Source organism: Chlorogloeopsis sp. ULAP02 (assembly GCF_038404745.2).
GTDB lineage: Bacteria > Cyanobacteriota > Cyanobacteriia > Cyanobacteriales > Nostocaceae > Chlorogloeopsis.
Map to the genome: position 1 here is coordinate 24188 of NZ_JAYKTT020000023.1, position 24577 is coordinate 48764.

General features: G+C 40.7%; 26 protein-coding genes. 14 read left to right on the forward strand and 12 right to left on the reverse strand.

All coding sequences use genetic code 11. From position 1 onward, the window contains the following. The first annotated feature begins 6 nt into the window (after nt 1-6). The 3 genes from U2718_RS10485 to U2718_RS10495 all read left to right on the forward strand — a co-directional run bounded on the left by U2718_RS10485 (nt 7) and on the right by U2718_RS10495 (nt 2221). Entirely contained in the window at nt 7-369 is a 363-nt protein-coding gene (locus tag U2718_RS10485) for a response regulator transcription factor (RefSeq protein WP_342003241.1), read from the forward strand. 3 nt (nt 370-372) lie between these two features. Then, nucleotides 373-1482, forward strand: coding sequence for a HAMP domain-containing protein (locus tag U2718_RS10490; protein WP_342003216.1), 1110 nt, complete (start codon nt 373-375; stop codon nt 1480-1482). 91 nt (nt 1483-1573) lie between these two features. Continuing rightward, nucleotides 1574-2221 (forward strand): tetratricopeptide repeat protein, encoded by a 648-nt coding sequence (locus U2718_RS10495; RefSeq protein ID WP_342003215.1) that lies wholly within the window; start codon nt 1574-1576, stop codon nt 2219-2221. A gap of 16 nt (nt 2222-2237) precedes the next feature. Here the strand turns inward: U2718_RS10495 and U2718_RS10500 are convergent, their stop codons facing one another. The 6 genes from U2718_RS10500 to U2718_RS10525 form a co-directional block, all read right to left on the reverse strand. Continuing rightward, nucleotides 2238-2633 carry a hypothetical protein gene (locus U2718_RS10500; protein WP_342003214.1) on the reverse strand — a complete coding sequence of 132 codons (396 nt, stop codon included), beginning with the start codon at nt 2631-2633 and terminating at the stop codon, nt 2238-2240. Nucleotides 2634-2639: 6 nt separating this feature from the next. Next, on the reverse strand, nt 2640-2918 hold the full coding sequence (locus U2718_RS10505; RefSeq protein ID WP_342003213.1) for a hypothetical protein: 279 nt from the start codon (nt 2916-2918) through the stop codon (nt 2640-2642). 298 nt (nt 2919-3216) lie between these two features. Next, on the reverse strand, nt 3217-4491 hold the full coding sequence (locus U2718_RS10510) for an MFS transporter (protein WP_342003212.1): 1275 nt from the start codon (nt 4489-4491) through the stop codon (nt 3217-3219). Nucleotides 4492-4973: 482 nt separating this feature from the next. Then, the gene (arsS, locus tag U2718_RS10515; protein WP_342003211.1) at nt 4974-5972 is read right to left on the reverse strand and encodes an arsenosugar biosynthesis radical SAM (seleno)protein ArsS; all 999 of its coding nucleotides are present in this window, start codon (nt 5970-5972) and stop codon (nt 4974-4976) included. A 253-nt stretch (nt 5973-6225) separates the two neighbouring features. Then, nucleotides 6226-7194 (reverse strand): arsenosugar biosynthesis arsenite methyltransferase ArsM, encoded by a 969-nt coding sequence (gene arsM / locus U2718_RS10520; RefSeq protein WP_342003210.1) that lies wholly within the window; start codon nt 7192-7194, stop codon nt 6226-6228. 97 nt (nt 7195-7291) lie between these two features. Continuing rightward, a complete protein-coding gene (locus U2718_RS10525) occupies nt 7292-7966 on the reverse strand; it encodes a response regulator transcription factor (RefSeq protein ID WP_342003209.1) in 675 nt (224 codons plus the stop codon). Nucleotides 7967-8275: 309 nt separating this feature from the next. Between U2718_RS10525 and U2718_RS10530 the strand changes: the two genes are divergently transcribed. Beyond that, nucleotides 8276-9529 (forward strand): ATP-binding protein, encoded by a 1254-nt coding sequence (locus tag U2718_RS10530; RefSeq protein ID WP_342003208.1) that lies wholly within the window; start codon nt 8276-8278, stop codon nt 9527-9529. Here U2718_RS10530 and U2718_RS10535 read toward each other — a convergent pair. Both U2718_RS10535 and U2718_RS10540 read right to left on the reverse strand, forming a co-directional pair. Continuing rightward, nucleotides 9526-9813 (reverse strand): Mo-dependent nitrogenase C-terminal domain-containing protein, encoded by a 288-nt coding sequence (locus U2718_RS10535; RefSeq protein ID WP_342003207.1) that lies wholly within the window; start codon nt 9811-9813, stop codon nt 9526-9528. The two genes, U2718_RS10530 and U2718_RS10535, sit on opposite strands and share 4 nt — an antisense overlap. A gap of 398 nt (nt 9814-10211) precedes the next feature. Then, on the reverse strand, nt 10212-10709 hold the full coding sequence (locus tag U2718_RS10540) for a DUF2808 domain-containing protein (protein ID WP_342003206.1): 498 nt from the start codon (nt 10707-10709) through the stop codon (nt 10212-10214). 429 nt (nt 10710-11138) lie between these two features. On the opposite strand from U2718_RS10540, the gene U2718_RS10545 reads away from it, so the two are divergent. Beyond that, nucleotides 11139-11612, forward strand: coding sequence for a shikimate kinase (locus U2718_RS10545; protein WP_342003205.1), 474 nt, complete (start codon nt 11139-11141; stop codon nt 11610-11612). 11 nt (nt 11613-11623) lie between these two features. Here the strand turns inward: U2718_RS10545 and U2718_RS10550 are convergent, their stop codons facing one another. Next, nucleotides 11624-15529: a PAS domain S-box protein gene (locus U2718_RS10550; protein WP_342003204.1), complete on the reverse strand. Its 3906-nt coding sequence runs from the start codon at nt 15527-15529 to the stop codon at nt 11624-11626. 29 nt (nt 15530-15558) lie between these two features. On the opposite strand from U2718_RS10550, the gene U2718_RS10555 reads away from it, so the two are divergent. The 5 genes from U2718_RS10555 to U2718_RS10575 all read left to right on the forward strand — a co-directional run bounded on the left by U2718_RS10555 (nt 15559) and on the right by U2718_RS10575 (nt 19252). Next, the gene (locus U2718_RS10555; RefSeq protein WP_342003203.1) at nt 15559-15696 is read left to right on the forward strand and encodes a hypothetical protein; all 138 of its coding nucleotides are present in this window, start codon (nt 15559-15561) and stop codon (nt 15694-15696) included. Nucleotides 15697-15924: 228 nt separating this feature from the next. Further along, on the forward strand, nt 15925-16539 hold the full coding sequence (locus U2718_RS10560) for a hypothetical protein (RefSeq protein ID WP_342003240.1): 615 nt from the start codon (nt 15925-15927) through the stop codon (nt 16537-16539). An 8-nt stretch (nt 16540-16547) separates the two neighbouring features. Next, complete coding sequence (locus U2718_RS10565; protein WP_342003202.1) at nt 16548-17087, forward strand: hypothetical protein; 540 nt, start codon at nt 16548-16550, stop codon at nt 17085-17087. Continuing rightward, the gene (locus U2718_RS10570) at nt 17084-17857 is read left to right on the forward strand and encodes an HIRAN domain-containing protein (RefSeq protein ID WP_342003201.1); all 774 of its coding nucleotides are present in this window, start codon (nt 17084-17086) and stop codon (nt 17855-17857) included. Before U2718_RS10565 ends, U2718_RS10570 begins: the two co-directional genes overlap by 4 nt. 45 nt (nt 17858-17902) lie before the next feature. Beyond that, complete coding sequence (locus U2718_RS10575) at nt 17903-19252, forward strand: cysteine desulfurase-like protein (protein ID WP_342003200.1); 1350 nt, start codon at nt 17903-17905, stop codon at nt 19250-19252. A 74-nt stretch (nt 19253-19326) separates the two neighbouring features. On the opposite strand, the gene U2718_RS10580 is transcribed toward U2718_RS10575, so the two are convergent. Further along, nucleotides 19327-19455 carry a hypothetical protein gene (locus tag U2718_RS10580; RefSeq protein WP_342003199.1) on the reverse strand — a complete coding sequence of 43 codons (129 nt, stop codon included), beginning with the start codon at nt 19453-19455 and terminating at the stop codon, nt 19327-19329. Nucleotides 19456-20007: 552 nt separating this feature from the next. Further along, nucleotides 20008-20739 carry a hypothetical protein gene (locus U2718_RS10585; RefSeq protein WP_411813265.1) on the reverse strand — a complete coding sequence of 244 codons (732 nt, stop codon included), beginning with the start codon at nt 20737-20739 and terminating at the stop codon, nt 20008-20010. Nucleotides 20740-21053: 314 nt separating this feature from the next. On the opposite strand from U2718_RS10585, the gene U2718_RS10590 reads away from it, so the two are divergent. The 4 genes from U2718_RS10590 (at nt 21054) to U2718_RS10605 (ending at nt 22741) form a co-directional block, all read left to right on the forward strand. Next, nucleotides 21054-21653, forward strand: a complete 600-nt coding sequence (locus U2718_RS10590) for a class I SAM-dependent methyltransferase (protein WP_342003197.1) — start codon at nt 21054-21056, stop codon at nt 21651-21653. A 56-nt stretch (nt 21654-21709) separates the two neighbouring features. After that, a complete protein-coding gene (locus tag U2718_RS10595; protein ID WP_342003196.1) occupies nt 21710-21856 on the forward strand; it encodes a hypothetical protein in 147 nt (48 codons plus the stop codon). A gap of 263 nt (nt 21857-22119) precedes the next feature. After that, nucleotides 22120-22365 (forward strand): AbrB/MazE/SpoVT family DNA-binding domain-containing protein, encoded by a 246-nt coding sequence (locus U2718_RS10600; RefSeq protein WP_342003195.1) that lies wholly within the window; start codon nt 22120-22122, stop codon nt 22363-22365. Next, the gene (locus U2718_RS10605; protein ID WP_342003239.1) at nt 22352-22741 is read left to right on the forward strand and encodes a type II toxin-antitoxin system VapC family toxin; all 390 of its coding nucleotides are present in this window, start codon (nt 22352-22354) and stop codon (nt 22739-22741) included. The genes U2718_RS10600 and U2718_RS10605 overlap by 14 nt, the downstream gene beginning before the upstream one ends. On the opposite strand, the gene U2718_RS10610 is transcribed toward U2718_RS10605, so the two are convergent. Further along, a complete protein-coding gene (locus U2718_RS10610) occupies nt 22742-24559 on the reverse strand; it encodes an ABC transporter ATP-binding protein (RefSeq protein ID WP_342003194.1) in 1818 nt (605 codons plus the stop codon). It lies immediately after the preceding gene. Nucleotides 24560-24577: the final 18 nt, after the last annotated feature.

Here is a 24577-nt window from a genome sequence, read left to right on the forward strand (position 1 = left end):
GGTTTTATGAATCAAATTTTGATTGTTGAAGATGAAGCAGGTGTTGCTGCTTTTATTGAAAAAGGGTTGCGGAGGCAGGGATACAACACGATTCTTGCGGAAGATGGACAGCAAGCACTACTGCTGGCTCAAAACACTGAATTTGATTTAATGCTGCTTGATTTGGGACTTCCATTCGTGGATGGTTGGACAGTATTAAGAGAACTGCGTAGCCGGGGAGATATACGACCAATTATTATTGTCACAGCTCGTAAAGATGATCGCGAACGGATGATTGCATTTAATAATGGAGCGAATGACTATATTACCAAACCATTTCGCTTCAAAGAATTGCTGGAACTGATTCAAGCCCATCTCAGTCATGATTGAAGTATGAAACAGCACAGCGATTTTGATGAAATGGCTGTTGGGGAGTCAAATAACCGCTTGCAATCAAATAACTCTTGGTATTGGTTAAGCCGCCTGAAGGTTGGGCAAAAGATAGGTATTGGATATGGAGTACTTTTGAGCATCTCCATACTGGGAACTACCATTGGTTTTTTTATTGCAGATCGCTACCAGAATCAAGCCTACAAACGAGAACAAGCAGCGGTTGAAAAACTATACCAAGTATCTCAACTGAAAACGAGCGTATTTCGTGTCCGCACCACTCAGCACCAGTTACTTCTCTACATGGATCGGCCAAAACTATGGCAAGAAAATTATACTGAGTTAGTTGAGTATGTTGCTCAAGCTCGGCAAGTTTGGTCTGATTTTGGAGCGAACTACAGTATTGAGAACCCCACCATCAAATACAATTCTGTCAGTGAACAACAAGCTGTTTACCGCCTGTTAAAAAACTATAAAGGTTTTAATACTTACTTAAAGCGTACAGAAGCTTTTTTTCGAGTTAACAATCCCAGTCAATTATCAGCAGATGAAATTGAAACAGCACAAAATCAACTGTTCAATTTTATGCATGGCTCGTCAGTATTTTTGATGGATGAGTTTCTTGACGACATTAAGAGTCTAATGGAAGTGATAGCCGAGGAATATAAGCAATCAAAGCAAGAACTGCTAAGGGCAGAGGACTTACGCCTAAAAATAATTTTAGGGAGCTTGTTACTATCAATTGCGATCGCAACTTTACTGGCAATGTACACAAGTCGCGCTATTGCTCGTCCGATTCAAACACTCACCCATGTTGCCCAACAAGTTACAGAAGAATCTAACTTCGATTTGCAAGCACCGAACACAACCAACGATGAAGTCGGCATCTTGGCTGTTTCCCTCAATCGTCTGATCCAAGAAGTTCAACAACTCATTAAAATCCAAAAGGATGCTAACGAACAACTAGAAGTATACAGTCAGGTGCTAGAAAAGAAGGTACGCGAACGGACACGGGAGTTAAATGAAAAAAATCAAACCTTGGAGTTAGCTTTAGAAGAATTACGCCGCACCCAAGCACGACTCATTCAAAGCGAGCAAAACACAGAATCATAAAATACATTTTTGAGATTTGGTGTTTTGAAAATTGATAATATATCTTTTGAACTTGAAATCAAGTCTCAAAAACAGAGGATAGTGTGACGTTATGAAGCCAAATAATCCTTCCAAGTCAGTATTGTTTCAAATTGCTAGTTACTTGATGCTGGGTATCTTGACTATAACGAATACGTGCCAATCTGTTTTCGCACAGGTGGGAAATTCTAGCGGACAAACTCTAGCGCAGTTCTCTGAAAATGAATCACAAGAGCGATCGCAACTAGTTCAAACAGCAAATACCCTAATTAATCAAGGTGATTTAACTGGTGCAGAAGAGAACTTGCGTAAGTTAATCAAAAAGTACCCAAAAGATGCCTTTGGATATTACCAGTTAGGAAATGTGCTATTTCGTCAGGGTAAAACAGAAGATGCAATCAAAGAATACCAAGAAGCAATTCGTTTAAATTCTAAATATGCCCTGGCACATAATGCAATTGGAGTTGTACTCGCAAGTCAACAACAATGGGATGAAGCTATTCAAGAGTATAATAAAGCACTAGAAATTAATCCTAAGTATGGGGATGCACTGACAAATTTAGCTCAGGCACTATGGGAGCAAGGCAAAAGAAATGAAGCGATCGCTTCTTTAGAAAAAGCATTAAAAGTATTTAAAACTCAGAATAGACCAGAGAGAGTAGAACAGATTGAAAAGATTTTACGAGAAATGAAAGGTAATGACGATCCGACTGTCTCGTGAAATTTAGCTTGAGAGATTATATGGTGAACTCGAATTTAGTACCTTTGAGTTTTTGGTTTGGATACATTTTCATATAAGCTTCTATTATCTTTTCAAATGCCTCTGCGTAGCTGAATGCTGCTGTTAACTGTTCCCAACTGGGAGTGCGGGAGAATTTAATTCCTTTTTCTTTAGCAGCCTGACGACAACCATTGTAAGAGCCATACTGTTTAAGTAATTGAGTCCGATCAATTTTCTCCAGTGCAGATGGTAAGGCTGCAATAGTTGGCTTTTGCATCTGCGAATCTTGAGAAAGTTGTAGTTCATTCACAGCAATCTGTGCAACCGTATATATCGTTGCGGCATTATGCAACTCCTGCTGCTGATTCTCCTTGAGATCCTCTAATAGCTTAGTAATTCGTTTTTTTCCCATCAAGCTCTACCTATCTAAAAGCGATCGCCCCAGTGAAGCGGGATCTGTGTGCATTTGTGGTTTGTCGTCGCCATCCTCATCGACATTAATTTTATCAGTAACTTCAATTGCTTCTTCTTCCTCACCTTTTTCCTCACGCCACCACAGCACAATTGCTTTGATTGCTCGGATGAAACTGAAGAAACGACTAGGAAAGGCTAAATAACTCCATTGAGTTTGGTTGGGATTTTCAATATCTGCAACAGAATCAAAAGCTGCGGCAAGTTGATCTAAATGCCCAGTCATCGAGCCGATTTCATGCTCCAGTTCGGTAACTATTTGCCGATTATTGGTAGCAAGTTGTTCTTTCTCTAGTTTCAGTTGACTAATTATCGTTTGTAAACGTTCTACATCTGCTTTTAAACGCAGGGTAGATTGTTTATCGTGGCATGTAGTATTTACTTCGACTCGTAACCATCTTTGTACCTGCTTTTATGAGCATAACAACCACAGATAAACACAGATAGACACCGATAATTTATCTGTGTTTATCTGTGTCCATCTGTGGTCGATTTATCAAACATGATTTTCTTATCATCTAGAGTTAATGTAACCCTTCATTTAAAATTCCTCTTTCTATATAAATTGGACGTACTAGTTGCCGTAGCACAGGTAGTTGTCTCATAAAATACATAGAACCTAAAATACAAACAATTCCATCAATAGTTAATACAGTAGGAGCACTGATGCGAGCTGCCAAGGCTCCTCCTAATAAATTACCAAAAGGTATTATTCCCAAAAACGCCATTGTGAATAAGCTCATCACTCGCCCACGTTTTTCATCTTCAACTATTGTTTGTAAAACTGTATTGCCAGCAGCAACCTGGAGGATTGTTCCTAACCCAATAAATAACATTGTGAATAAAGAAAGTGGCAAATAACGTGATAAGGAAAAAGCAATTAATCCTATTCCTAAAATTGTTGGAGCAAAAGCAATCAATCTACCAAGCCCTAATATTGTTTTTCGCGACGCTAAATAAATCCCACCTGATAACGCTCCAACTCCAGATGCAGCCATTAAAAATCCCAAAGTTTCTGCGTTACCTTGAAGAATTTTTTCTGCAAACACTGGTACAAGCACAGTATATTGCAATCCGAAGAAACTAACTAAAGCTGATAACAATAACAATGCTCGTATTGGTGGAAAACCAAAAGCATAAAAAAATCCTTCTTTAACTTGTTCCAATGGATTAGCAGTACTAACTAATATTGTTCTAGGCTTAATTCTCATTGCTAATAATGCGATGATTACAGCAATATAACTAAGACCATCAATTAAAAAACAGTATGCAGCGCCAATACCAGCAACTAACAAACCGCCCACCGCCGGGCCAATTAACCGCGCCCCGTTAAACATTGTAGAATTGAGGGCGATCGCATTGGCTAAATCTTCTCTACGTTCTACCAACTCTGGCACAAATGCTTGCCGCGCTGGTGCATCAACAGCGCTAATAAATCCTTGAAATACGCTTAAGACAATGATGTGCCAAACATGAATAACACTAGATAGCGCCAACGCCGCTAGTGCTAATGACTGAATCATTGACAATATTTGCGTACCAATCAAGATACGGTGGCGGGAAAACCGATCTACAAATACACCACCAAAAGGAGCGAGAATAAAGCTAGGAATTTGACTGCTAAACCCCACAACTCCCAGCATTAGAGGTGATTGGGTTAAGCTATAAACTAGCCAAATAGTAGCAGTCTGCGTCATCCAAGTTCCAATCAAGGATATACCTTGCCCGCCAAAAAATAGACGGTAGTTTCTTGATCTTAAAGCTGGTGGTAATAGCTGTTTTGAAGTTTGCGTTTTCATGCTTGTGGGCGTGCAGTTAACCGTAATATTCAGACTTTAATTAATTGACAATAATGAAAAAGCCCCACCCCCAACCCCTCTCCACTGGTGGATAAAGGAGTAGTCACAGGGTGAGGTTAATAAAAAAAGCCGTGAAATAAACATTCACGGCTTTTGGTGTGGTGTGAGGAGCTTAACTAAATAACATGATAACGATTATTTAGCGGTATAAACACGCTCGTAACATTTTTTGTAACGGAATCGCAGTTGATGGAGCCAGTTTTACCTCAAAAATATTAACTGAAAAACATTTCAAGTGTTGAATTTTGCTACCACAACAGAAACAAAACCGTGGAAGTTGTTATTAATCCACGGCTTTAGATCAAGGTATGAGGAAACTTAACTATATTTGATCGTAAACCGATCCGGATGTGGGTAAGCTATTGGTAACAGATTCTGTAACAGATTATTTTTGGTGTAGAGTTAGCAGATTTTTCTGTTCATCATACCAAAGCGCCACCACAACTAGAACCGCACCCAGCAGTACAACCGTAGCAATAAGCAGCTGTTTGTACTTCGTCGATTAAATCTAAATTGTCAGCGGCAAGCAAATCAGCAATTGTCAAGCTTTCACCGCTACGAGTTTTTGCAGGTAAATTCATCATCTGGTTAAAATCGCAGTCATATACATTACCGAGATAATCAATTGAAAGCTCATCGCGGCACATTAAATTTTCTACTGTATTGGCATTGAAATTTGACTCTAAAAATTGCAAATAAGGGCTATAAAGTTTCTTTCTTTCTAAATGCAACTTTGTTCTGCCTATTGGTAGATTAGTAATAGTAAACAAATTATTAAAATCAATATTAAATTTCTCTTTTAAGAACACTTTATAATCTTGTTCTAACTTGATTTGGTCTGGAGTTAAAGAAAATTTTTCACTAGAAGGTAATTGAGGATTATATACCAAATCTAAAATTAAATCTGGTTCCTTTGCGTAACCAACTTGATTAAGCCATTGCAGTGCTTGAATGGAATTATTATAAACTCCAATCCCACGCATTTTATCAACATTATCAGCTAAATAACAGGGCAAAGAAGCAACAACTCTCACTCGATGCTTGGCAAAATAGACTGGTAAGTCACTAAATCCTTCTTCAAAATAAATAGTTAAATTCGACCGAACAATGACTTGTTTCCCCGTCGCTCTACTTGCTTCTACGAGTGGCTTAAATCCATAATTCATTTCTGGTGCACCCCCAGTTAAATCGACTATCTGGATTTGGGGAAATTTGTGAATTATTTCAATCAATTGAGCACAAGTTTCTGAAGAAAGTTCTTCTGTACGTTTTGGCCCAGCTTCCACATGACAGTGAGTGCAAGCAAGGTTGCAACGCTTGCCCAGATTGATTTGTAAAACAGTAATTTGCTTTTTAGTTAAAGGGGAAGTTAGTTTATGTTTGAAAGGAGTTAATGCTGAATTTGTTGATTTAGTTTGCATTAGATAGTATCACTTGATGTTTACTCATATCATGTTAATTTATATAGAAAAAACTTGCATCAAAATTAAAGATTAAAGACAACAATAACTTTATGTGTAATGCACATCGCCCGTTATACACCCAATAAAATAGATAATTTTCAAGAAAGTCTATTGCAAGGTGCGTTTGTAAAGCGGCTCATTCATGAGCATCACCTCCAGTAGGTACATCGCACCATTGCATTTGCATCTTAATACTAGTCTTTCTCGTAAACTAACAGCAACCACCGCCAGTGTAATACCAAGTAGAATTTGTAATTATTAATTTGTCTGGCAGTAAAGCAGCGAGTTTAGCAGCCGTTTTATCACACACGGCGGCTGGCACACCTTTTTGTAAAATATGTCCAGCATTATCATCAAATACGTCTTCTAAACCAGAATAGATTGCTGTCTTACCAGTAAAAACACAAGCTCCATCTACGGGAATAGGAACTTTGAAAGATACAGAATCAAGACTTTCTAAAAGTAAATGTTCTTGGAGATGATAAGTTTGGCAATCTAAAAGACGATAAGGACGACGGGCGCGAATTTCTATTTGTCCAAACCCCACATTAATAATTCGCTGAATATACTCTTCATAGGTAAGTGCGCCAGATAAACACATAGCGCGCAAACGCTCATCTTGTTGTAAATGTGGTGGAATGGAACGAGTGGCGATCGGATCGCTCATTTGCAAACGTCCGCCTGGTTTAAGTATGCGATGTGCCTCTTGCAAGGCACGAGTTAAATCTTCTGGCTCAAAAATATTGAAAAGACAATTTTGCGCTACGACATCTACCGAAGCATCGGCAACAGGTAAATTAAATGCGTCGCCCGCACGAATTTCTACAAAACTAACATCAAACCAGGGATTTTCTTGAGCAGCAATTTCTAAGTTGCGTGCAGCCGCTTCCCGCATTGCCTCTATCGGCTCGACAGCAATCACAGCACCTGGGCGACGGGAAAAATAAGCAAATTGCAGGGCTTCTAAGCCACCACCAACTCCAACGTACAACACAGTGGGTTGATTTGCTAATTCTGTGGGGTGAACCGTACTACCGCAACCATAATTCATTTCCTGCATTTGTTGGGGAATTTTCAATCCTGGCAGTTGGAGGGGTGAACTTTGAACGCAACAAAGCCCAACTTGCGGGGTTTGTGCAACTTCGCTGTAGAATTGTGCTACGGTTTCGAGATAAGTCATTACACTCCTGATGATATGTATTCGCGTCTAGAGTCAACTTTTTGCATCCTAGTACATATCACCCTCTTTTTGATGAGTTTTTGCTGAGAGTGTCTTTTCACTCGCGTAGCGCATACCCGACACCACGCACAGTTTGAATGAGACGCTTTTCGTTGTTGGCTTCTAATTTCAGGCGTAGATAGCGGATGTAAACTTCGATAATGTTGGAATCTCCCATAAAGTCGTAGCCCCAGACTTCCTCTAAAATCCGATCGCGTGTAATTACTTGTCGGGGATGGGCTAGCAAATATTCTAGTAAATCAAATTCTTTGGCTGTTAATTCAATCCCGCGATCGCCGCGATGCACTTCCCGCGTGCGACGATTGAGTTTCAAATCTTCAAATTGTAATATATCTGCGTCTGCTTCTTGGGTTCTGCGTAAGTGGGCGCGAACTCTAGCTAATAATTCCTCGACACTAAAAGGTTTAACTACATAATCATCTGCACCCGCATCCAAACCAGCCACGCGATCGCTCACTTCATCCTTTGCTGTTAGTAAGATGACTGGCACTTGATCCCCTGTGCTTCGCAAGCGACGGCAAATTTCCAATCCCGATAGACCAGGTAACATCCAGTCTAAAATTACTAAATCTGGATGAGTCTCTCTGGCTGTAGTCAGTCCACTTAATCCATCGTGTGTGACGGTAACTTTATAGCCTTCATAACTTAGTTCCAATTCTACAAATCGTGCCAGTTTAGCTTCATCTTCAACAAGTAGAATGTGGGTTGTCATAGGAGTTAATAACTTGATTATCTTGGAAAATAAAGACGAGCAGAAATTATATTAACTGGTAGTTTATACTTTACTTCCTAAGTAAAAATTGTTTAGAGTTTATTCAATAAAATACTTAAAAAAAATCAACATTAATTACGTTTTTTACATATTACTACTTAATTGTTTCATATTTTTGTGTTTAGATTATACATATGGTCAGTATTATTTATTGCTAAGAATTGTTGCAAGTATTAGCTAGTCGGTTTGATTCTAAAAGCAATTGTTATCCGTAATATATAGCCAAAAAATTCTAAAAAAGGAGTTTTTATGTCCTGTAGTTCTGGAGATTGGCAACGAGAAAAAAGAACACTAGAAGTTTTATCATCTTTAAGTTATCGTACTGGAGAAATTAACCGTTACTTACAAGAAATTACCTTAGGTGTAAGTGAATTACTAGAGTTAGATTGGTCAGTTGTTACCCTTTGTCAGGATGGTTTTGAGAGAGTGTTAGCTAGCAGTATTGACTTGGGTAATGGCGGCAATCAAGTATATTCCTTGCATGGACTTGTAACAGGAACAGTGGTAAATACACGACAAAGTTTAGTGGTAGAGGATACCAAAACTTGTACTGACTATGGTAAAGCTCCATCCGGTTATCGAGCTTATTTAGGCGTACCTTTACGTACTGCCCAAGGAGAAGTTATCGGCACTATTTGTTCGTTTCACAAAACGCCGCGTCACTTTACTGCCGAAGAGGTGAAAATTGCAGAGTTATTTGCTGAACGTGCAGCAACAGCGATAGATAATTATCATCTGTACCAGCAACAATTACAATTTAATCATATTTTAGAAGATGAGGTAGCCCGAAGAACAGAACAATTGCGGGCAGCACAAACAAAACTTGTAGAGCAAGAAAGGCTGGCTGCCATTGGTGAATTTGCAGCCTGTATTATTCATGAAATTCGCAACCCTTTTACTACTATGAAAATGGGGTTGAACTTTTTTCAGAGATTAGAATTATCTGAACCAGCAAAAGAGAGATTATATCTGACTTTAGATGAAGCGAATTGGTTAGAAAGATTGTTAAAAGAAATATTGCTTTATGCTAAACCACAGAAATTGCAGTTAGAAAAAATTGATATTAACCAATTTATTGATGAAATTCTACCAACTCTTCGAGAAATGCCAGAAGCAGTCCTGCGGCAAATAGAATTCTCTGCGGCAATAAATGTGGCTCAGGTATTAGGTGATAAAGATAAATTGAAGCAAGTATTAATTAATATAATGCGCAATGCTTGTGAAGCAATACCAGAAGGAGAGAGAGTGAAATTAATAATTTATAGTGACGTAAATAATAATCAAGTCTATATTAATATACACAATAGTGGCGTACCCATCTCTCCAGAGGATTTGCTCAACTTAACTAAACCTTTTTATTCAACAAAATCCTCTGGAACGGGATTGGGACTTGCTATTACTAAGCGGATTGTAGAAGCTCATAATGGTAAATTGTTAATTGAATCCATTGCTACGAAAGGTACTACAGTAAGTGTGCAACTACCATTGACAACTAACTGTTAGCAATAGGCTGTGACATCTTCACCACATACATCTGCAAGATAGCAAAGAGCCTTGAAACGTAAACCAACTACTTCTTCGTATAGTGGATTAAGTTTACACATTGGTGGGATGTGAAATAGCTTACGACCGAATAGTACGATATCTCTTTCAAATGGACATTGAGCCGGAATGAGTTTACATAAGAAATGAGCAATTTTGGCGTTATTAATTTCTCTAGATTCTAGCCACTGACGAATTGGATATAGTAGGTCTTGTTGTTGTTTAATTAGAGTTAAGCTAGTCATAAATTTTATCCTATTGATTAGTTTTAAGATTTGAACCTTTTCCTATATATAATTACGGTTTGGTTCTATAGTTTTATGCAATATTTTTGTCAGTTTATTTTTTGGACTTGAGTGATAACTTGGGAAGTATGTCTCTCTTTGATTGGAACACATTTAACTACAGACTCTAGTTGCAAGATTCCGGATACACTGACTTAACTACTAAAACTTTTGTGCCTCATTGGCAGAATTCATCTCAAAATCTTTTATTTACTTATATTGTGTAAAATTCTGACTGCGATCGCCTTCATGCAATAGATTCACCCAATCGGGTGATTTCAGGCAGTTTCAGTAAGATTTGCAGCAATTAGGGGCAGGCGTTATTGCTAACCCGCCCCAGATTTATCGTCTGTGGTAGTTTAACCACCGCCATAGATTTGAACTCTGGCTAAACTGAACGGAATATCTGCTGTTAAACCGACGCTTCTACCGTAAACTGGGTAGAGCCAAGTAGGTGCATTAACCGAATTGGGGTAAAGAGTTCTGACACCTTGCAGAGAAATTTTTATTGTGGTTCCAGTTGCGACTGGTTGAGCAAAGTCTATTGTGGCTCTTTTACCATTCATCGTCACATTGGTTGCCACTTGTTCGCCAGATTGATTCGTAACCCGAATACCTCTAGTTATCATCAGCCCTTCTGGCACATCGATCAGCAACTGGGAGAGAGGGTTACCCTGAACCTTTAAGTCAAAATAATGGGTTGCACGAGTTGAATTGCCTACACTAGGGATTGCACCACTACGGATAATTTGAGTAGCTTTAGTATCGCGCCTGAACATTGGTGATGCTTGGGCAGGAGGAAGTGCAGATGAGGCTACAACTAAAAGAGGCACAACAGATAAAAGTAGCTTTTTCATTTTAGCGATCCTTTTTTAAATTCACTATTACTAAGTGATTTATATTTATATGGTGTAATTTGTTTCTGAGTTTTCTAGAAACTAGATTTAATTTGCAGCTAAGAGATAGATAAATAAACTGATAAATAAATAAGATTTTGCTGAGAGGGAAAATAAACAACCGAAAATAGTACAAAATTGGTTATCTCATATCTTGTATCTACGCTCTTATCCGCCAAGAAATTTATTTCTTGGCTAAAAGCCAAAGTCAGATAAATCTGACTAAAAAGTTCGTAGTAAGCAGTTCTAACCGCTTAAAATTACTATGCAGAACGATAAATCGCTTACTAAGAACAAATTATGTCTACTTACTTAGAAAAATATTTGAGCATTTACCAGCAGCTAATATCTCCAGTACGTTACGCGATCGCTCTTTACTAAATCATCGTTATGCATCGATTTTTAATATTTGGCAATTCCGGTTCCGGCAAAAGCACTCTTGCCAATAAACTTGGCAAAGACTTCGGCATTCCAGTTCTCGATCTCGATACTATTGCGTGGGAAGCCAAGCAAATTGCCATACGGCGCAATCACGAAGATTCAGTTAGAGATCTGCGAGACTTCATAGAAAAGAATACTGCTTGGGTAATTGAAGGTTGCTATACTACGCTACTCAAAATTGCTCTTGAATTCTCTACTGAAATTTATTTCCTTAATCCTGGCATTGATAAGTGTCTTGAAAATAACCGCAATCGCCCTTGGGAGGCGCATAAATTCCAATCACCTGAAGAACAGGCACAAACTTTTGATTTTTTACAGAATTGGATTCAACAATATTATGAACGTAATGATGAATTTGGTTATTCATCCCATCGCTCAATATTTAATCAATTTGATGGTATCAAACATGAAATTACCATATAGCAACCTGATTATTAGCTTGGACGTACAACCTGAGCGATCGCCTTGACTAATACTTCTGGATCGACTGGTTTAGGAATATGCAACCTAAATCCAGCTGCAAGTATCTGCTGTTGATCACTTTCTCCTGCATAGGCTGTCAGGGCAATTGCTGGAATTTGTCCTTGTGAGGGCATAGCTCTAATTTGGCGTAGCAGTGTATAGCCATCCATTTGCGGCATACCAATATCACTAAGTAAAATATCGGGCTGAGTTTGATTCAGGATTTGCAGAACCTCTGGTGCAGAAGCAGCACAGATGACTGTAGCACCAGCTTGTTTGAGAACAAAGGCGATTAATTCCAGATTGTCTGCTTCGTCATCTACAGCTAGTACTTGAATTCCTTGTAAGCTAAGAGTGCCTGGCGTTAATGCTACTTCCTCAACGACTGGGGTTGGCGTGAGCGTCAAAGGCAAACGAACAGTGAACGTAGCTCCTTGTCCAATTCCTGGGCTTGCTGCGGCGATAGTTCCCCCGTGCAATTCTACAATATGACGAGCGATCGCTAGCCCTAACCCTAAACCGCCAAAAGTACGAGTGATACTGCTATCACTTTGGCGAAAATAATCGAAGACGTAAGGCAAAAATTCAGGATTTATGCCTCTGCCTGTGTCTTGCACTTGAACTTGCGCTTGTGAGCCTAATATCTCTAATTGAATTTTAACTCGACCACCTGTAGGTGTAAACTTGACTGCATTTGAGATCAAATTCCAGAAGACTTGCTGCAAACGCCCAGCATCGCCTAAAACATTGTCTATACCTGCGGCAAAGTTAGTTTCAATATGAATTGCTTTGGCTTCGGCTGCCAAACGTACTGTCTCAATCGCGGCATTTAGTGTTGAGATTAAATCCACCTGACAAGAATTTAAAATTAACTTGCCTTGCAGGATACGGGAGATGTCGAGCAAATCTTCAATGAGTTGGGCTTGTAGCTTGGCGTTACGCTCGATTGTCTCTAAGGCTAATGCTGTTTTGCTGGTATCAATTTTGCCCCTGCGTAATAATTTTGTCCAACCTAAAATCGGGTTGAGAGGAGTTCGTAGTTCGTGGGAGAGAACAGCGAGAAATTCATCTTTGGTACGATTTGCAGCTTCAGCTTCGGCTCTGGCTCGTTGTTGAGCTTCGTATAGTCGTGCATTAGCGATCGCCATTGCCGCTCGATCTGCCAAGTCTTGTATTAAAATTTGGTCATCATGATTGTGAGGTTGTCCTGGATAATGGCGGCTCAGGCTTAATATTCCCATCGTTTGCCCTTGTACCTTCAGTGGCACAAGCAACATACTGCAAACTTTAAAACGCTCAAACTCAAGTTGGTAATCTGATTTGATTTCGTCACTTAACTCTTGTGGCGATGTTGCTGTGATTAGTATTGCTTCTCCCGTTTGCATAACTCGCCCGCCTATACCTTGATCTGCACGGCGAGGATAATTTTTCAGCAGTTCACTAATCAGTTCTCGAACTCGTGAATCAATGTGATAAAAAGAGACGGGAGCAAGCCATTGCCCATCTTCAGAAACCAAGCTTAACGTACAAACATCACCTGTAAATTCACTGACTAGTCGAGTAATAGTGTCTAAAATATTTTGCAAATCTAAGTTAGCTGCGGCAAAGGTTTGCGATGCCTGAGCTAGAAAACGTTGAGTTTGCTCAGTGTGTTTTTGCTCGTTAATATCCGTTGCGGTTCCCAACCAGCCAACAACATTACCATCCTCAGATTTGATTGTGACGATTCTGGCTAAGTGCCAATGGTAAACACCATCCGCTCGCCTCAACCGGAGTTCGATTGAGTAGGGGTTACCAGTTCTTAATGCTTGCATCGATTGAGTAATGGCTGACGAGCGATCGTCGATATGAATAGCCTGGAGCCATCCAAAGCCTTGAGTTTGAGCTAACCCTAGCCCTGTGTATTCAATCCAGCTTTGATTGCAGTAATCTGCCCTGCCATCTATACGTGCCGTACACACGAGTTGCGGTAAGGATTCTGCCAATGAGCGATAACGTTCTTGAGTTATGTGTAGGGCTACTTCTGCTTGCTTGCGATCGCTTATATCTACTGATACTCCCACCATGCGTACTGCTTGACCATCAGCATTAAGATAAACTCGTCCTAAATCGTGGAACCATCGTACAGATCCATCTGGACAAATGACTCGGTATTCCTGGGTAAAAGATTCTTCTCCAGCCAGCGCACGTTCATAGGCTTGTGCCACACTTTGCTTATCCTCTGGGTGGAGAATAGCGAAAAGTTCTTCTGCTGTACCCTCTTGCAGCCCCCAAACATCAAGAGCATTGGGAGAACACATGATGTAATTTGTTTGTAAATCCACATCCCAGGCAATGATTTGGGCAGAAGACAGAGCAAGTTGCAGTCGTTCCTCTGCCTGCCGCAGAGCTGCTTCTGCTCGTTTGCGCTCAGTAATATCATGGGAGATGCCTATGATTTGAGAAGGTAAACCATCATCAGTACGGGTAAAAACTAAATCCCGACTCAAAAGCCAATGCCATTCACCATTGGCATGGCGCATTCGATACTCTAGCTCGATAATTTCTCCGTCTTGTGCTTGATTTAAACGTTCTATTTGAGCAGGAAGAGTTGCAAAATCATCTGGATGCATTAACTGGGCGAATAACTGGCTACCCATTGCTTGAACTTGTGTTGGAGTGTAACCTAATACTTCTGTAATCTGGCAATTCACGTAGACATTACGCTGCTCAATCAAGTCATAAACATATAAAAGCCCAGGTGTGGCATCGGCAACTTGTTGAATGAAGCGGTGGCTTTGTTGCAGTTGCGACTCCACCTGCTTGCGATCGCGAATATCCTGAAACACGATCGCACCAATTGCGGGACGATCATGCATCGCGGGTAAAATATCGCCATAAACCAGTAGCGGATACACGCCGTTTGGAGTGTGCCAGTTCAATTCTTCTCCATCAATCTTCTCACCTCGTGCCACCCGAACTGCCGGAAGTTGATCGGGCGGAATCAGTCGCCCTGTCGCATCAGTGCAGTAAAAGTTTACATCGTACACCCCTGCCGGGCGATCGCTGGGAATCTCACTCCCAGCCATCTGTTTTACTTCTTGGTTGAAGAAAGTAAATCGAGCCGTTTCTGGTTCAACAAATATTAAAGGAATTGGTAATAAATTGAGTACTGCTTCTAGCCATTGGCGTTGGTTGTCTTGAGCTTCCTCAGCCCGCTTGCGTTCAGTTACATCGCGAACAAACAGGGAAAGCCCATCAGTCGAAGGGTAAACATGAACTTCCCCCCAAGTGTCAAGGGAAGCATAATAATCTTCAAAAACAAAAGCGGTTTGTTCATCTACCGCTTTTTTTAACATTCGCTCTAGGTTGGTGCCGCATAAATCGGGAAACAAATCCCAAATGCATTGCCCGATCAGTTCTTCCTTGCTCTTTTTCAGCAGACGAACAGTTGCCTGATTGACGTAGGTATAGCGCCATTCGCGATCAAATACAATAAATGCATCGCTAATACTTTCAAGAATATCAACAACTTTGCGATCGCCTGGTGCTATTTGATTTTGATTTTGCTTGTGCAAAACCTCAATAGTTTCTTGTAATTGCTCGACTTGTGTTTGCAGAGCATCTCTTTGTGCAATTAATACCTCTAAATTATTCTCTGAGTTGCGATCGCTTGGCTGTCGCGTTTCCTCGACTTGTTCATTTTCATTAAAATCATTGCCGCAACCAGATTGCAAGCTCCGAGCATAACGTTCCACCAATTCAGAACGAGAAATGCCATATTCACATGCTTGCTGCTGAAGAACTTGCCAAGCCGTCGGAGTCAGCGATAAATTCACTGCCTGTTTTGGCTCAGAGTCCCAATTGCGGATAAATTTGCCCGTTCTGTCACGCTTCATTGAGCTATTACCCGTATACATACATGGACATGGCTAATCTCATTAAATCCGAACTACAATTCCTCAGACAATCTGCCATAGGTAATGATAAGGAAAGGCAAAAGGCATACGGCAGAGGGCAGACGCGGGGACGCGTCTGCCCTCTGCCTTCATTAGAAAGCGCTTGAAAAATATAAATTTTATTTTTCGATTATTTGTATCCTATTTATCTTAAAAAATATCTAATTTTCTAGTATTTACCCCTAAATAGCCTTTGCAATTGACTTCTGATGAAAACACATCCAAATCAAACGCCAGTAAATACCTCAATTGAACAAGTATCTCATTTACATGGAATACTAAAACTACTGATCCCACGAGCGCAACGACAGAAATTTGTCCTCCAATTTACTTTTATGACACTGCTTGGATGGGTTGTAGGTGGCATTGCCAGTATTTTTATAGAAAAAACTCTCCTGCGATCGCTCCCATCAAATATTTTGCAAGTGCATTTTCTCAGTAGTGCTGTTTTTGCGGTGATTTTTGCTGCTGCTCAAGCGATCGCCCTGCGCCACTATCTATCTGTTTGGTTGTGGATATTTGCCACTAGTACAGGTTGGTTAGCTGCCAATAGCGTATCCGGAGCATGGATTAACCACATTTCATCAATAGCCGCATCATTAAATAAAACTTTATCTTTTCGAGAAATGGTTTTTTTTGCAGCTTTGTCAACCATTGCGTATATCCTTTCTGGAATTTGGCTAGGCTTTTTGCAATGGCTAGTACTGCGCAGATACACCACAGGCGCTTGGTGGTGGAGTTTTTTGCCCTCAATTTCTTATTGCTCAGTTAGTATCTTAGTTTGGTTATTTTCTCAAGTACAATTTCTCATTCCAGAACCAAACCGCCCTGAAATATTGTATTTATCTGGACAAGTCTTTACGGCAACTATTTTAGGAGTGATTCCGGCAATTGGATTTTGCAGGTTGAAAACCACATTCCAGCGTAATATCAACAATATTCATTGTTAAATAACCTAATGAACTTTGCTCCCGAATTTCCCGTCATTGTTGTTACAGAAGCACATTATGAGCTTTCTAAGAATGAGATGATGGGGAGCAAATATAAGTTTTGGTTTCAGCATCAAGAACTTGGTCGTTGTCTGTATAAACAAGCCCGACAAAATTTAGGCGAGGATTGGGCTACTTCAGGAGAAACTGTACACTTAGCACCTACTTACGATCACGCTTCCAGCCTTGGGCGCGATCTCTCTGATGAACAAAGGCAGAAACGTTCATCAGAGGCATATGCAAACAAATGTTTTTCTGCGTTTTATAGTAGTGTTGATGACAAAAAGCCCCTTAAAACTTTTGATCTGTTCTACCAAGTTGCTCATGCTTACCCTCAAGCAGCCCATATATGGCTTGAACGTCTTGAAAGCGTCTCAAAAGCGAATATATTAACTATTTTTAGTCGTATTCCTAACGCCCACATCTCATCCATTGCCGCAGAGTTTGCCCAAAAGATTCTTGAATTTAATCAATACAGGCTATTTACTTTGAGGGAGTCATTACCATGAAGACACCCAAAACACTATTTTTGGCTTGGCAAGATCCTAACACTCGCTCCTGTTTTCCCATTGGTAGGTTGACGTTTGATGGCATGAGCTACCAGTTTGTCTACACGCAAGGAGTGAAAGAAGCTCAACAAAAATGCGGTTTTGAACCTTTGTCATCCTTTCCGGAATTAAATAAAGTATACACATCAACTCAGTTATTTCCCGTATTCTCTAATCGGTTGATGCCTCGTTCACGTCCTGATTACTCAAGTTTTATTCAATGGTTGAATATTCCGGAACATGAAGACGATCCGATCGCAATGCTAGCCCGCAGTGGTGGGCAACGAGAAACGGACACTCTCACAGTTTTTCCGCGTCCAGAGCCAGATTCAAACGGACGGTATCATTTTCACTTTTTCTCGCACGGGCTAAGACACCTACCACAATGTGCAATTGAGCGGATTAATCTCTTTGTGCCTGAAGAGAAATTATGGTTGTCTCATGAATTTCAAAACCCATACGATTCCCAAGCTTTGACTTTAAACACGGAGGATCACTACATCGTAGGGTATTATCCGCGATATTTACGAGGTGAGCTTTTTAAGCTTCTTTGGCAAGATCCCAGTTTAGTAGATTTGCGTGTAGAGCGTGTCAATCGACCCCCAACACCACTCCAGTTTCGGCTGCTGTGTAACATAAATGCTCAATGCAAAGACGGCTTCCACCCCTTTTCTAGCCAAGAATACCAGCCTCTAATCGAGGAGGATATGATTCTTGAAACTATGTTGTGAATAATACACTAAGATATTTCTAGCCCAGGAGCTAGGAGTTTGCAGATGAAAACGCCTCTTGACATTAAATGGATACGTGCTCAGTTTCCTGCACTCACGCAAGAAATCAACGGACAACCCGCAGTTTTCTTTGACGGGCCTGGGGGTACTCAAGTGCCTGGCTCGGTAATAGATGCAATGGGCGATTATCTGGTGAGATCAAATGCCAATGCTCACGGGGCTTTTGCGACAAGTGCGCGTACAGATTTGCTGATTGACTCCGCTCGTGTGGCGATCGCCGATTTTCTCGGTTGCGATCGCGATGAAGTGGTATTCGGTGCGAACATGACTACCCTCACCTTCACTTTAAGTCGAGCGATCGCTCGTGAACTCCAGCCCGGTGATGAAATTATTGTGACGCGACTCGACCATGATGCCAATATTTCTCCTTGGTGTGCCTTGGCGGAGTGCGGTGTTACAGTCCGCTTTGTCGATATTAATGTTACAGATTGCACGCTCGATTGGAACGATTTAGAACAGCAAATTAATCCTCGTACGCGCCTAGTAGCAGTTGGATATGCTTCTAACGCCGTGGGTACAATCAACGACATAGCAAAGGTGGTACGCCTTGCTCGCACAGTTGGAGCCTTGGTTTTTGTTGATGCAGTTCACTACGCACCCCACGCCCCAATTGACGTGCGATCGCTCGACTGCGATTTTCTCGCCTGTTCGGCGTATAAATTTTTTGGCTCTCATGTCGGTATTGTTTATGGCAAGCGCGAGCATCTTGCCCGTCTGCAACCTTATAAAGTACGCCCTGCATCAGATGAAGTGCCATCACGCTGGGAAACTGGCACCCTCAACCACGAAGGGTTGGCGGGGATGATAGCGGCAATTAACTATCTAGCGAAAATTGGTTGTCATGTCTCACCCACACTAGGAAGCGAGTTACTTTCTACTCTCCTAGAGGCTGATACAGGAAAATGGGAAGCATTCCGGTGTCCCCCAACTCAATCAACTTCCTATCCCAGTCGGCGTGCTGCTTTAGTAACTGCGATGAGTGCAATCCAACAATACGAACTCGAATTGAGCAACCAGCTAATTTCTGGACTGTTGGAGATTTCTGGCTTGACTTTATATGGCATTACCGAGCCAGAACGTTTTACTTGGCGCACACCAACCGTGGCAATTACACTGGCGAGGCAAACTCCTTACTCCGTTGCTAAAGCATTAGGAGATCGCGGTATTTTTACTTGGCACGGCCATTTCTATGCAATCAATCTTACTGAGAGGTTAGGAGTAGAAGCTAGTGGCGGTTTGCTGCGGATAGGACTAGTACATTACAACACAGTGGAAGAAATTCAGCGATTATTGCAAGCTTTGCATGAAATTGCTGCTATCCCAACATCATCTTAATTTTCTGGGTATGAGCGAACAATTATCTTTGGGAAATGATTCACAAATCAAATATTAGCGATCGCTTTGTCAACCTAGTTTTCATCTACGGTACGCAATTCACATCTTCGCAGACGTTCAAGCATCTTTTGCAACTGCGGATCATTTTTTGCAATTAATGCAGGCGGACAAATTTTCTTGCGTTGACAGTCGTCACAAAGCATTTAATCTCACCTCCTTTAGAGAAGTTATTGCAAATTACTTTAGGAAGAAGTTCAATTTTAAGGATGTTATTTTCCCTGAATAGTGATGTTTTTGAAGTAGTATTTTTTTCTTTTTATATATTTACGCGGGGATCAGTGTTTGGGGTATCCTTTTTATTAAGACAACCTTAAGATTGAGTTAATTTTTCAACTATATCAACAAAGTAGAGACACAAAATTTTGCGTCTCTACTTTAGCAGAATATAAGCAAATTTGTATAAAAATTTGCAGTGTATTTTTAATAAAATTCTGAGAGTAATAATACTTAATAATTAAGTCTTAATCTCCCTATGCAAATGTAATAAATACTCCTTCAGAGAGAAGTAAAACTTGGGAATTCAAAAAGAATTTTGTAAGTAGTAAGTAGGGTGTGTTACGGCTATGCAATAATTTGAGAGTTTAAGAGAATGAGAAATAGCCGTAACGCACTGCTTTCATGCATCCTACAGTTTAAGGTGTTACTAATCAAAAGCATGAAAAGTCTGTGTATTTAAGTATTTTGTGAGAGTTTATTTATCCTTGAACAAGAAAGCTACGTATGCTATGAATAGAATTTTGAGTATTTATTTCGTTAGTATAGTCTTTGTGAATTGGTATTTGTTCGAGAGATATTAAAACCAGTACTGGACGGTAAAATTTGACATAACGCACTTTTTTTTCTTGAATATCAACCCGTGAAATATTAATTAAGGGATATTCAAGAACTTGTCTTGTACGTAAACCTTTGCGCTCTATAATTACCTTATTGAGACTTTTGTAAAAAGTACATTCAACTATAGGTGTCGTTACGAAGAAAATACCAAACCCTAGAAAAACAATAATCGTAAAAACTAAGAAAGAGTAATCATACCAATAGTGTTGACTTAAGAATAGAGATTGTTGCTGAGAGTAGATAAAGTTATTAATTTGAGAAGCGACTTGCTGATTATTTTTATGACTGCTACTAGATGGTAGAAACTCAAATTCTTTGATTGCAGTTACAATCACCACCTTATGCTTTTTATATCCCTTACTGCCACTAGTGGTGATAACATTTGCCTGTTGAGGATCGTAAATTCTCAGCTTTTCCATACCCCTCAGCACATAAAATCGCCGCAGTTCACAGTTAATTTGACTAGGGGCAGGGCGATCGCATTTCAAGCTAGCTGAAATAGGCGTATAAAATATTCCATAAAATATACCAATCAAGCCAAAGGTAAGAAGCAAACCTCCTTGCCACCAATGACCTATTGGTAGGTGCTTCATTGCCAGTCTACTACTGGTTTGCGCCACAATTCTCATTGATTACTATACTGAAAAATTACTATAATTTCAGTATTCCCTTTGAATTGGATGGAGCAATCATAAGCATTCAAGCGGGCATGGTATTTAGAGAAGGTAGGGTTTGGAGAAGAATTAACCTTTATCAACAAGCTCTATCAAAAGGTAGTGGAGGCTGATTGGCATCCCGATCACGATAGAGACGAACAAAATCAATAGCTGTTAGCGATCGCTACTATACTACGCCAAGAAAAACTGATGATCGCTCATAAACGTTATTGAAGGAGACAGTCAAGACTATGCAAAATAACCAGCAGCACCAGCATTTAAATATTGTAGACAGTCTTTTGATGCAAATGTTTGGACGACCCAAAGGTATACTAGGTCGGTTAGGAGGTTTTATTTTAGCCCGCACAAAGCGCGATTTCACTCAATGGGTGATTAATCTCCTTGAAGTTCAGCCGGATGACAAAGTGCTAGAAGTTGGATTTGGCCCTGGGGTGGGGATTGAGATTCTAGCAGCTACGGTTTCAAGAGGGTATATTGCGGGCGTTGACTATTCAAAAGAAATGGTTAAGCAAGCCAGAGTGCGGAATGCAAAAGCAATTGAGACAGGCTTAGTCGCACTTCAGTATGGTTCAGTTGAAAAACTACCGTTTGCAGATGACACATTTGATAAAGCTTTAGCGATCAATTCTATGCAAGTTTGGTCAGATGCAATGGCTGGACTGCTGGAAATATGGCGGGTGATGGATGTGGGTGGCAAGATTGCACTTGGGTTTACTTCTCATTCTGGGCAATCGAGTACTGGATTGTCCGAGATGCTCACGGCGGCTGGCTTTACTGAGACACATTTGGTAGAGACAGATCAGGGTTTCTGTGTGCTGGCAACCAAATAACCCGTCATTGATGAGTCTCAAAATCTCGTGAACGAGTATTTAAGCTTCGCTGGCGAGTGTTTGAGAGAGATGAACGAGTATTTAAGCTTCGCTGGCGAGTGTTTGAGAGAGATGAACGAGTATTTAAGCTTCGCTGGCGAGTGTTTGAGAGAGATGAACGAATGTTTGAGCTTCGCTGGCAAGTCTTTGAACTTCAACGATGAGTATTAGAACCTCGTCAACGAGTATTCACTCTCCTTCTACAAGAAAATTCTCTATACTGTAGCAACTGGCATAGTTTATGGCACCTGCAAGAAGTGGTGGGTTACGGCACAAACATCGTTTCATAATTTAAAATCGAGTTTTATCGTGTGCCTAACCCACCCTACTAGTACTAAAATCCCCGACTTTTCAACAGAATTGAAAGACGAGAAAACGGTAATAGACGTTATACTCAAGTAAGGAACTTATGTAAGGAATGTGAGTAATGGCTAGTGCTACCATCACCACAAAAGGACAAGTAACTATTCCAAAAGAAATTAGAGACTATCTCCATCTTGACGCAGGTAGCAAGGTTGATTTTGTTATTAATGAAGATGGGACAGTGAAACTTATTCCCCTGAATGTCCCTCTGAAAAGCTTATCTGGAATCTTGCACCGTCCGGATATGACTGCCGCAACATTAGAGGAAATGGAAGAAGCTATCAGAGACGGTGCAAGTGATTGGAGTTGATACAAATATTTTAGTTCGCTACTTGACAAAAGATGATGAAAAGCAGTGGCAACAAGCGAGTGAGATGATCGAAGCAGGAGAGCAATGTTTTGTTGCTAATATAGTCCTTTGTGAATTAGTCTGGGTTTTGCGAGGAAAACCTTATCACTTTAGCAGGGGAGAAATTAGCAATACTCTAGAAATGATGCTGCAATGTTCAAGTTTTGAATTTGAAAATCAGTCTTTAGTCTATCAAGCATTGCAGCGGTTTAAGCAGGGAAATGCAGATTTTTCAGACTATTTGATCGGTGCGATCGCTCAACAGTCTGAATGCACCACAATAGCAACATTTGATCGGAAACTAAAAGTAGAAAAGGGTTTTGATTTGCTGGAATGATTACTGATACCCCGCCGCCTGCAAATAAAACAGCCTGGCATATCTGCCTTTCGCCTGCAACAACTCCTCATGAGTTCCCTCTTCTACCACCTCCCCGGCTTCAATCACCAGAATTTTGTCAGCCATCCGCACTGTAGAAAAACGGTGAGAAATTAAAATCACCATTTGATTTTTCGTTAAAGTACGAAAGTGATTGAAAATTTCATATTCAGCTTGGGCATCCATCGCTGATGTTGGTTCATCCAAAACCAAGATATCTGCGTTAGTTCGCATAAAAGCACGAGCCAGGGCAATTTTCTGCCATTGTCCGCCCGAAAGTTCTTGCCCACCTTTGAACCATTTACCTAACTGAGTGCTAAAACCTGCGGGCAATTTTTCAATAAAAGGTTGTGCCATACCCTTTTCGGCAGCAATTTCCCAAAGCTCCTTGTTTTCGATGCGTTCCACATCGCCCACACCAATATTCTCTCCTACCGTAAATTGGTAACGGACAAAGTTCTGGAAAATTACACCGATGCGACGCCGCAGCACATCCACATCCCATGCTTGCAAATCCAAACCCTCAAAGCGAATGTGTCCAGAATCAGGGGTGTAAAGTCTAGTCAAGAGTTTAATTAAAGTAGTCTTACCAGAACCGTTTTCCCCAACAATGGCTAATTTGTCTCCGGGTTTGAGGTGGAAAGAAATATTTTTTAAGGCAGGTTGCAAACTTCCTGGATAGGTAAACGTGACGTTCTCAAAGCGAATCCCATCTTTAGGATTGATGCCTTTGGTTACTTTCCCCTGTGGTTTTGGTACTTCCTCTTCTAGAAATTCGTAGAGGTTGGAAAGATAGAGATTGTCCTCATACATTCCCCCAATGGAAGTCAGCATACCAGAAAAGGTAGTTTGCCCTTGGCGAAACACAGTAAGATACATCGTCATATCTCCTAAAGAAATTCTCCCCGCCACAGTTTCTACAACAATCCAAGCGTATGCTACGTAAAATGCAGCAGTACTTAACAAACTCAGCACATATCCCCACTTTCCCCGCCGAATTGTTAAGTCGCGGTCTTCGTCATAAAGTTGATAGAAGATGTCGCGATAACGTTCCAGCAACATTTCACCGAGTTGGTAGAGTTTCACTTCTTTGGCGAAGTCTTCTCTGGCAATCAATGTCTCTAGATAGTGCTGCTGACGAGTTTCCGGCGCCCGCCAGCGAAATAAGCGAAAAGCTTCCCCCGCAAATTTTGTTTCCGCAACAAATGCGGGCATTGCTGCCAAAATTAATACCACTACTGCCCAAATCGAAAATTGCACCAACAAAGCCCCATAAGTAAGAAGTGAAAGGGCGCTTTGTACCAAGCCAAAGGTGCGGTTTACTAGTGACAGGGGACGAATCGAAGCTTCTCGCCGAGCATTGGTCATTTTATCGTAAAATTCCGAGTCTTCAAACTGCGTAAGTTCTAGACTCATGGCTTTTTCTAAGATCAGTTCATTCACCCGTTGTCCGAGTAACACCCGCAACAGCGACTGACAAACCGTCAGCCCTCTTTGGCTACCAGTGAGTAAGGCAACAGCAGTCGCTTCCAATCCCACATATAGCAAGGGACGATAGCTATCGGCTTGATTTTGAGAAGCGAAAATTACTGCATCGACAATTAATTTACCAATGTAGGCTACAGCTGCTGGTAAAAGACCAGCCACTAAAGTTAAAATCGCAAGATTAATAGTTAGGGTACGGCTAGTAGTCCAAACTAAAGCGATCGCTCGCCCACTATAGCGGAATACCGCTAGGGATTGACGCAGGGCGTTACGTTTTTGACGACGGTTCCTCATTACTATTTGTATAACGTA

Excerpts from the sequence above, each read along its gene's own strand:
- U2718_RS10510 (WP_342003212.1), bottom strand. The coding sequence starts at position 4,491 with ATGAAAACGCAAACTTCAAAACAGCTATTACCACCAGCTTTAAGATCA.
- U2718_RS10535 (WP_342003207.1), bottom strand. The coding sequence starts at position 9,813 with ATGACTAGCTTAACTCTAATTAAACAACAACAAGACCTACTATATCCA.
- U2718_RS10490 (WP_342003216.1), top strand. The coding sequence starts at position 373 with ATGAAACAGCACAGCGATTTTGATGAAATGGCTGTTGGGGAGTCAAAT.
- U2718_RS10560 (WP_342003240.1), top strand. The coding sequence starts at position 15,925 with ATGACACTGCTTGGATGGGTTGTAGGTGGCATTGCCAGTATTTTTATA.
- U2718_RS10610 (WP_342003194.1), bottom strand. The coding sequence starts at position 24,559 with ATGAGGAACCGTCGTCAAAAACGTAACGCCCTGCGTCAATCCCTAGCG.
- U2718_RS10540 (WP_342003206.1), bottom strand. The coding sequence starts at position 10,709 with ATGAAAAAGCTACTTTTATCTGTTGTGCCTCTTTTAGTTGTAGCCTCA.
- U2718_RS10495 (WP_342003215.1), top strand. The coding sequence starts at position 1,574 with ATGAAGCCAAATAATCCTTCCAAGTCAGTATTGTTTCAAATTGCTAGT.
- U2718_RS10500 (WP_342003214.1), bottom strand. The coding sequence starts at position 2,633 with ATGGGAAAAAAACGAATTACTAAGCTATTAGAGGATCTCAAGGAGAAT.
- U2718_RS10525 (WP_342003209.1), bottom strand. The coding sequence starts at position 7,966 with ATGACAACCCACATTCTACTTGTTGAAGATGAAGCTAAACTGGCACGA.
- U2718_RS10485 (WP_342003241.1), top strand. The coding sequence starts at position 7 with ATGAATCAAATTTTGATTGTTGAAGATGAAGCAGGTGTTGCTGCTTTT.
- U2718_RS10505 (WP_342003213.1), bottom strand. The coding sequence starts at position 2,918 with ATGACTGGGCATTTAGATCAACTTGCCGCAGCTTTTGATTCTGTTGCA.
- U2718_RS10555 (WP_342003203.1), top strand. The coding sequence starts at position 15,559 with ATGGCTAATCTCATTAAATCCGAACTACAATTCCTCAGACAATCTGCC.
- U2718_RS10550 (WP_342003204.1), bottom strand. The coding sequence starts at position 15,529 with ATGAAGCGTGACAGAACGGGCAAATTTATCCGCAATTGGGACTCTGAG.
- U2718_RS10530 (WP_342003208.1), top strand. The coding sequence starts at position 8,276 with ATGTCCTGTAGTTCTGGAGATTGGCAACGAGAAAAAAGAACACTAGAA.
- U2718_RS10545 (WP_342003205.1), top strand. The coding sequence starts at position 11,139 with ATGCATCGATTTTTAATATTTGGCAATTCCGGTTCCGGCAAAAGCACT.
- U2718_RS10580 (WP_342003199.1), bottom strand. The coding sequence starts at position 19,455 with ATGCTTTGTGACGACTGTCAACGCAAGAAAATTTGTCCGCCTGCATTA.
- arsM (WP_342003210.1), bottom strand. The coding sequence starts at position 7,194 with ATGACTTATCTCGAAACCGTAGCACAATTCTACAGCGAAGTTGCACAA.
- U2718_RS10600 (WP_342003195.1), top strand. The coding sequence starts at position 22,120 with ATGGCTAGTGCTACCATCACCACAAAAGGACAAGTAACTATTCCAAAA.
- U2718_RS10585 (WP_411813265.1), bottom strand. The coding sequence starts at position 20,739 with ATGAAGCACCTACCAATAGGTCATTGGTGGCAAGGAGGTTTGCTTCTT.
- U2718_RS10575 (WP_342003200.1), top strand. The coding sequence starts at position 17,903 with ATGAAAACGCCTCTTGACATTAAATGGATACGTGCTCAGTTTCCTGCA.
- U2718_RS10570 (WP_342003201.1), top strand. The coding sequence starts at position 17,084 with ATGAAGACACCCAAAACACTATTTTTGGCTTGGCAAGATCCTAACACT.
- U2718_RS10590 (WP_342003197.1), top strand. The coding sequence starts at position 21,054 with ATGCAAAATAACCAGCAGCACCAGCATTTAAATATTGTAGACAGTCTT.
- arsS (WP_342003211.1), bottom strand. The coding sequence starts at position 5,972 with ATGCAAACTAAATCAACAAATTCAGCATTAACTCCTTTCAAACATAAA.
- U2718_RS10565 (WP_342003202.1), top strand. The coding sequence starts at position 16,548 with ATGAACTTTGCTCCCGAATTTCCCGTCATTGTTGTTACAGAAGCACAT.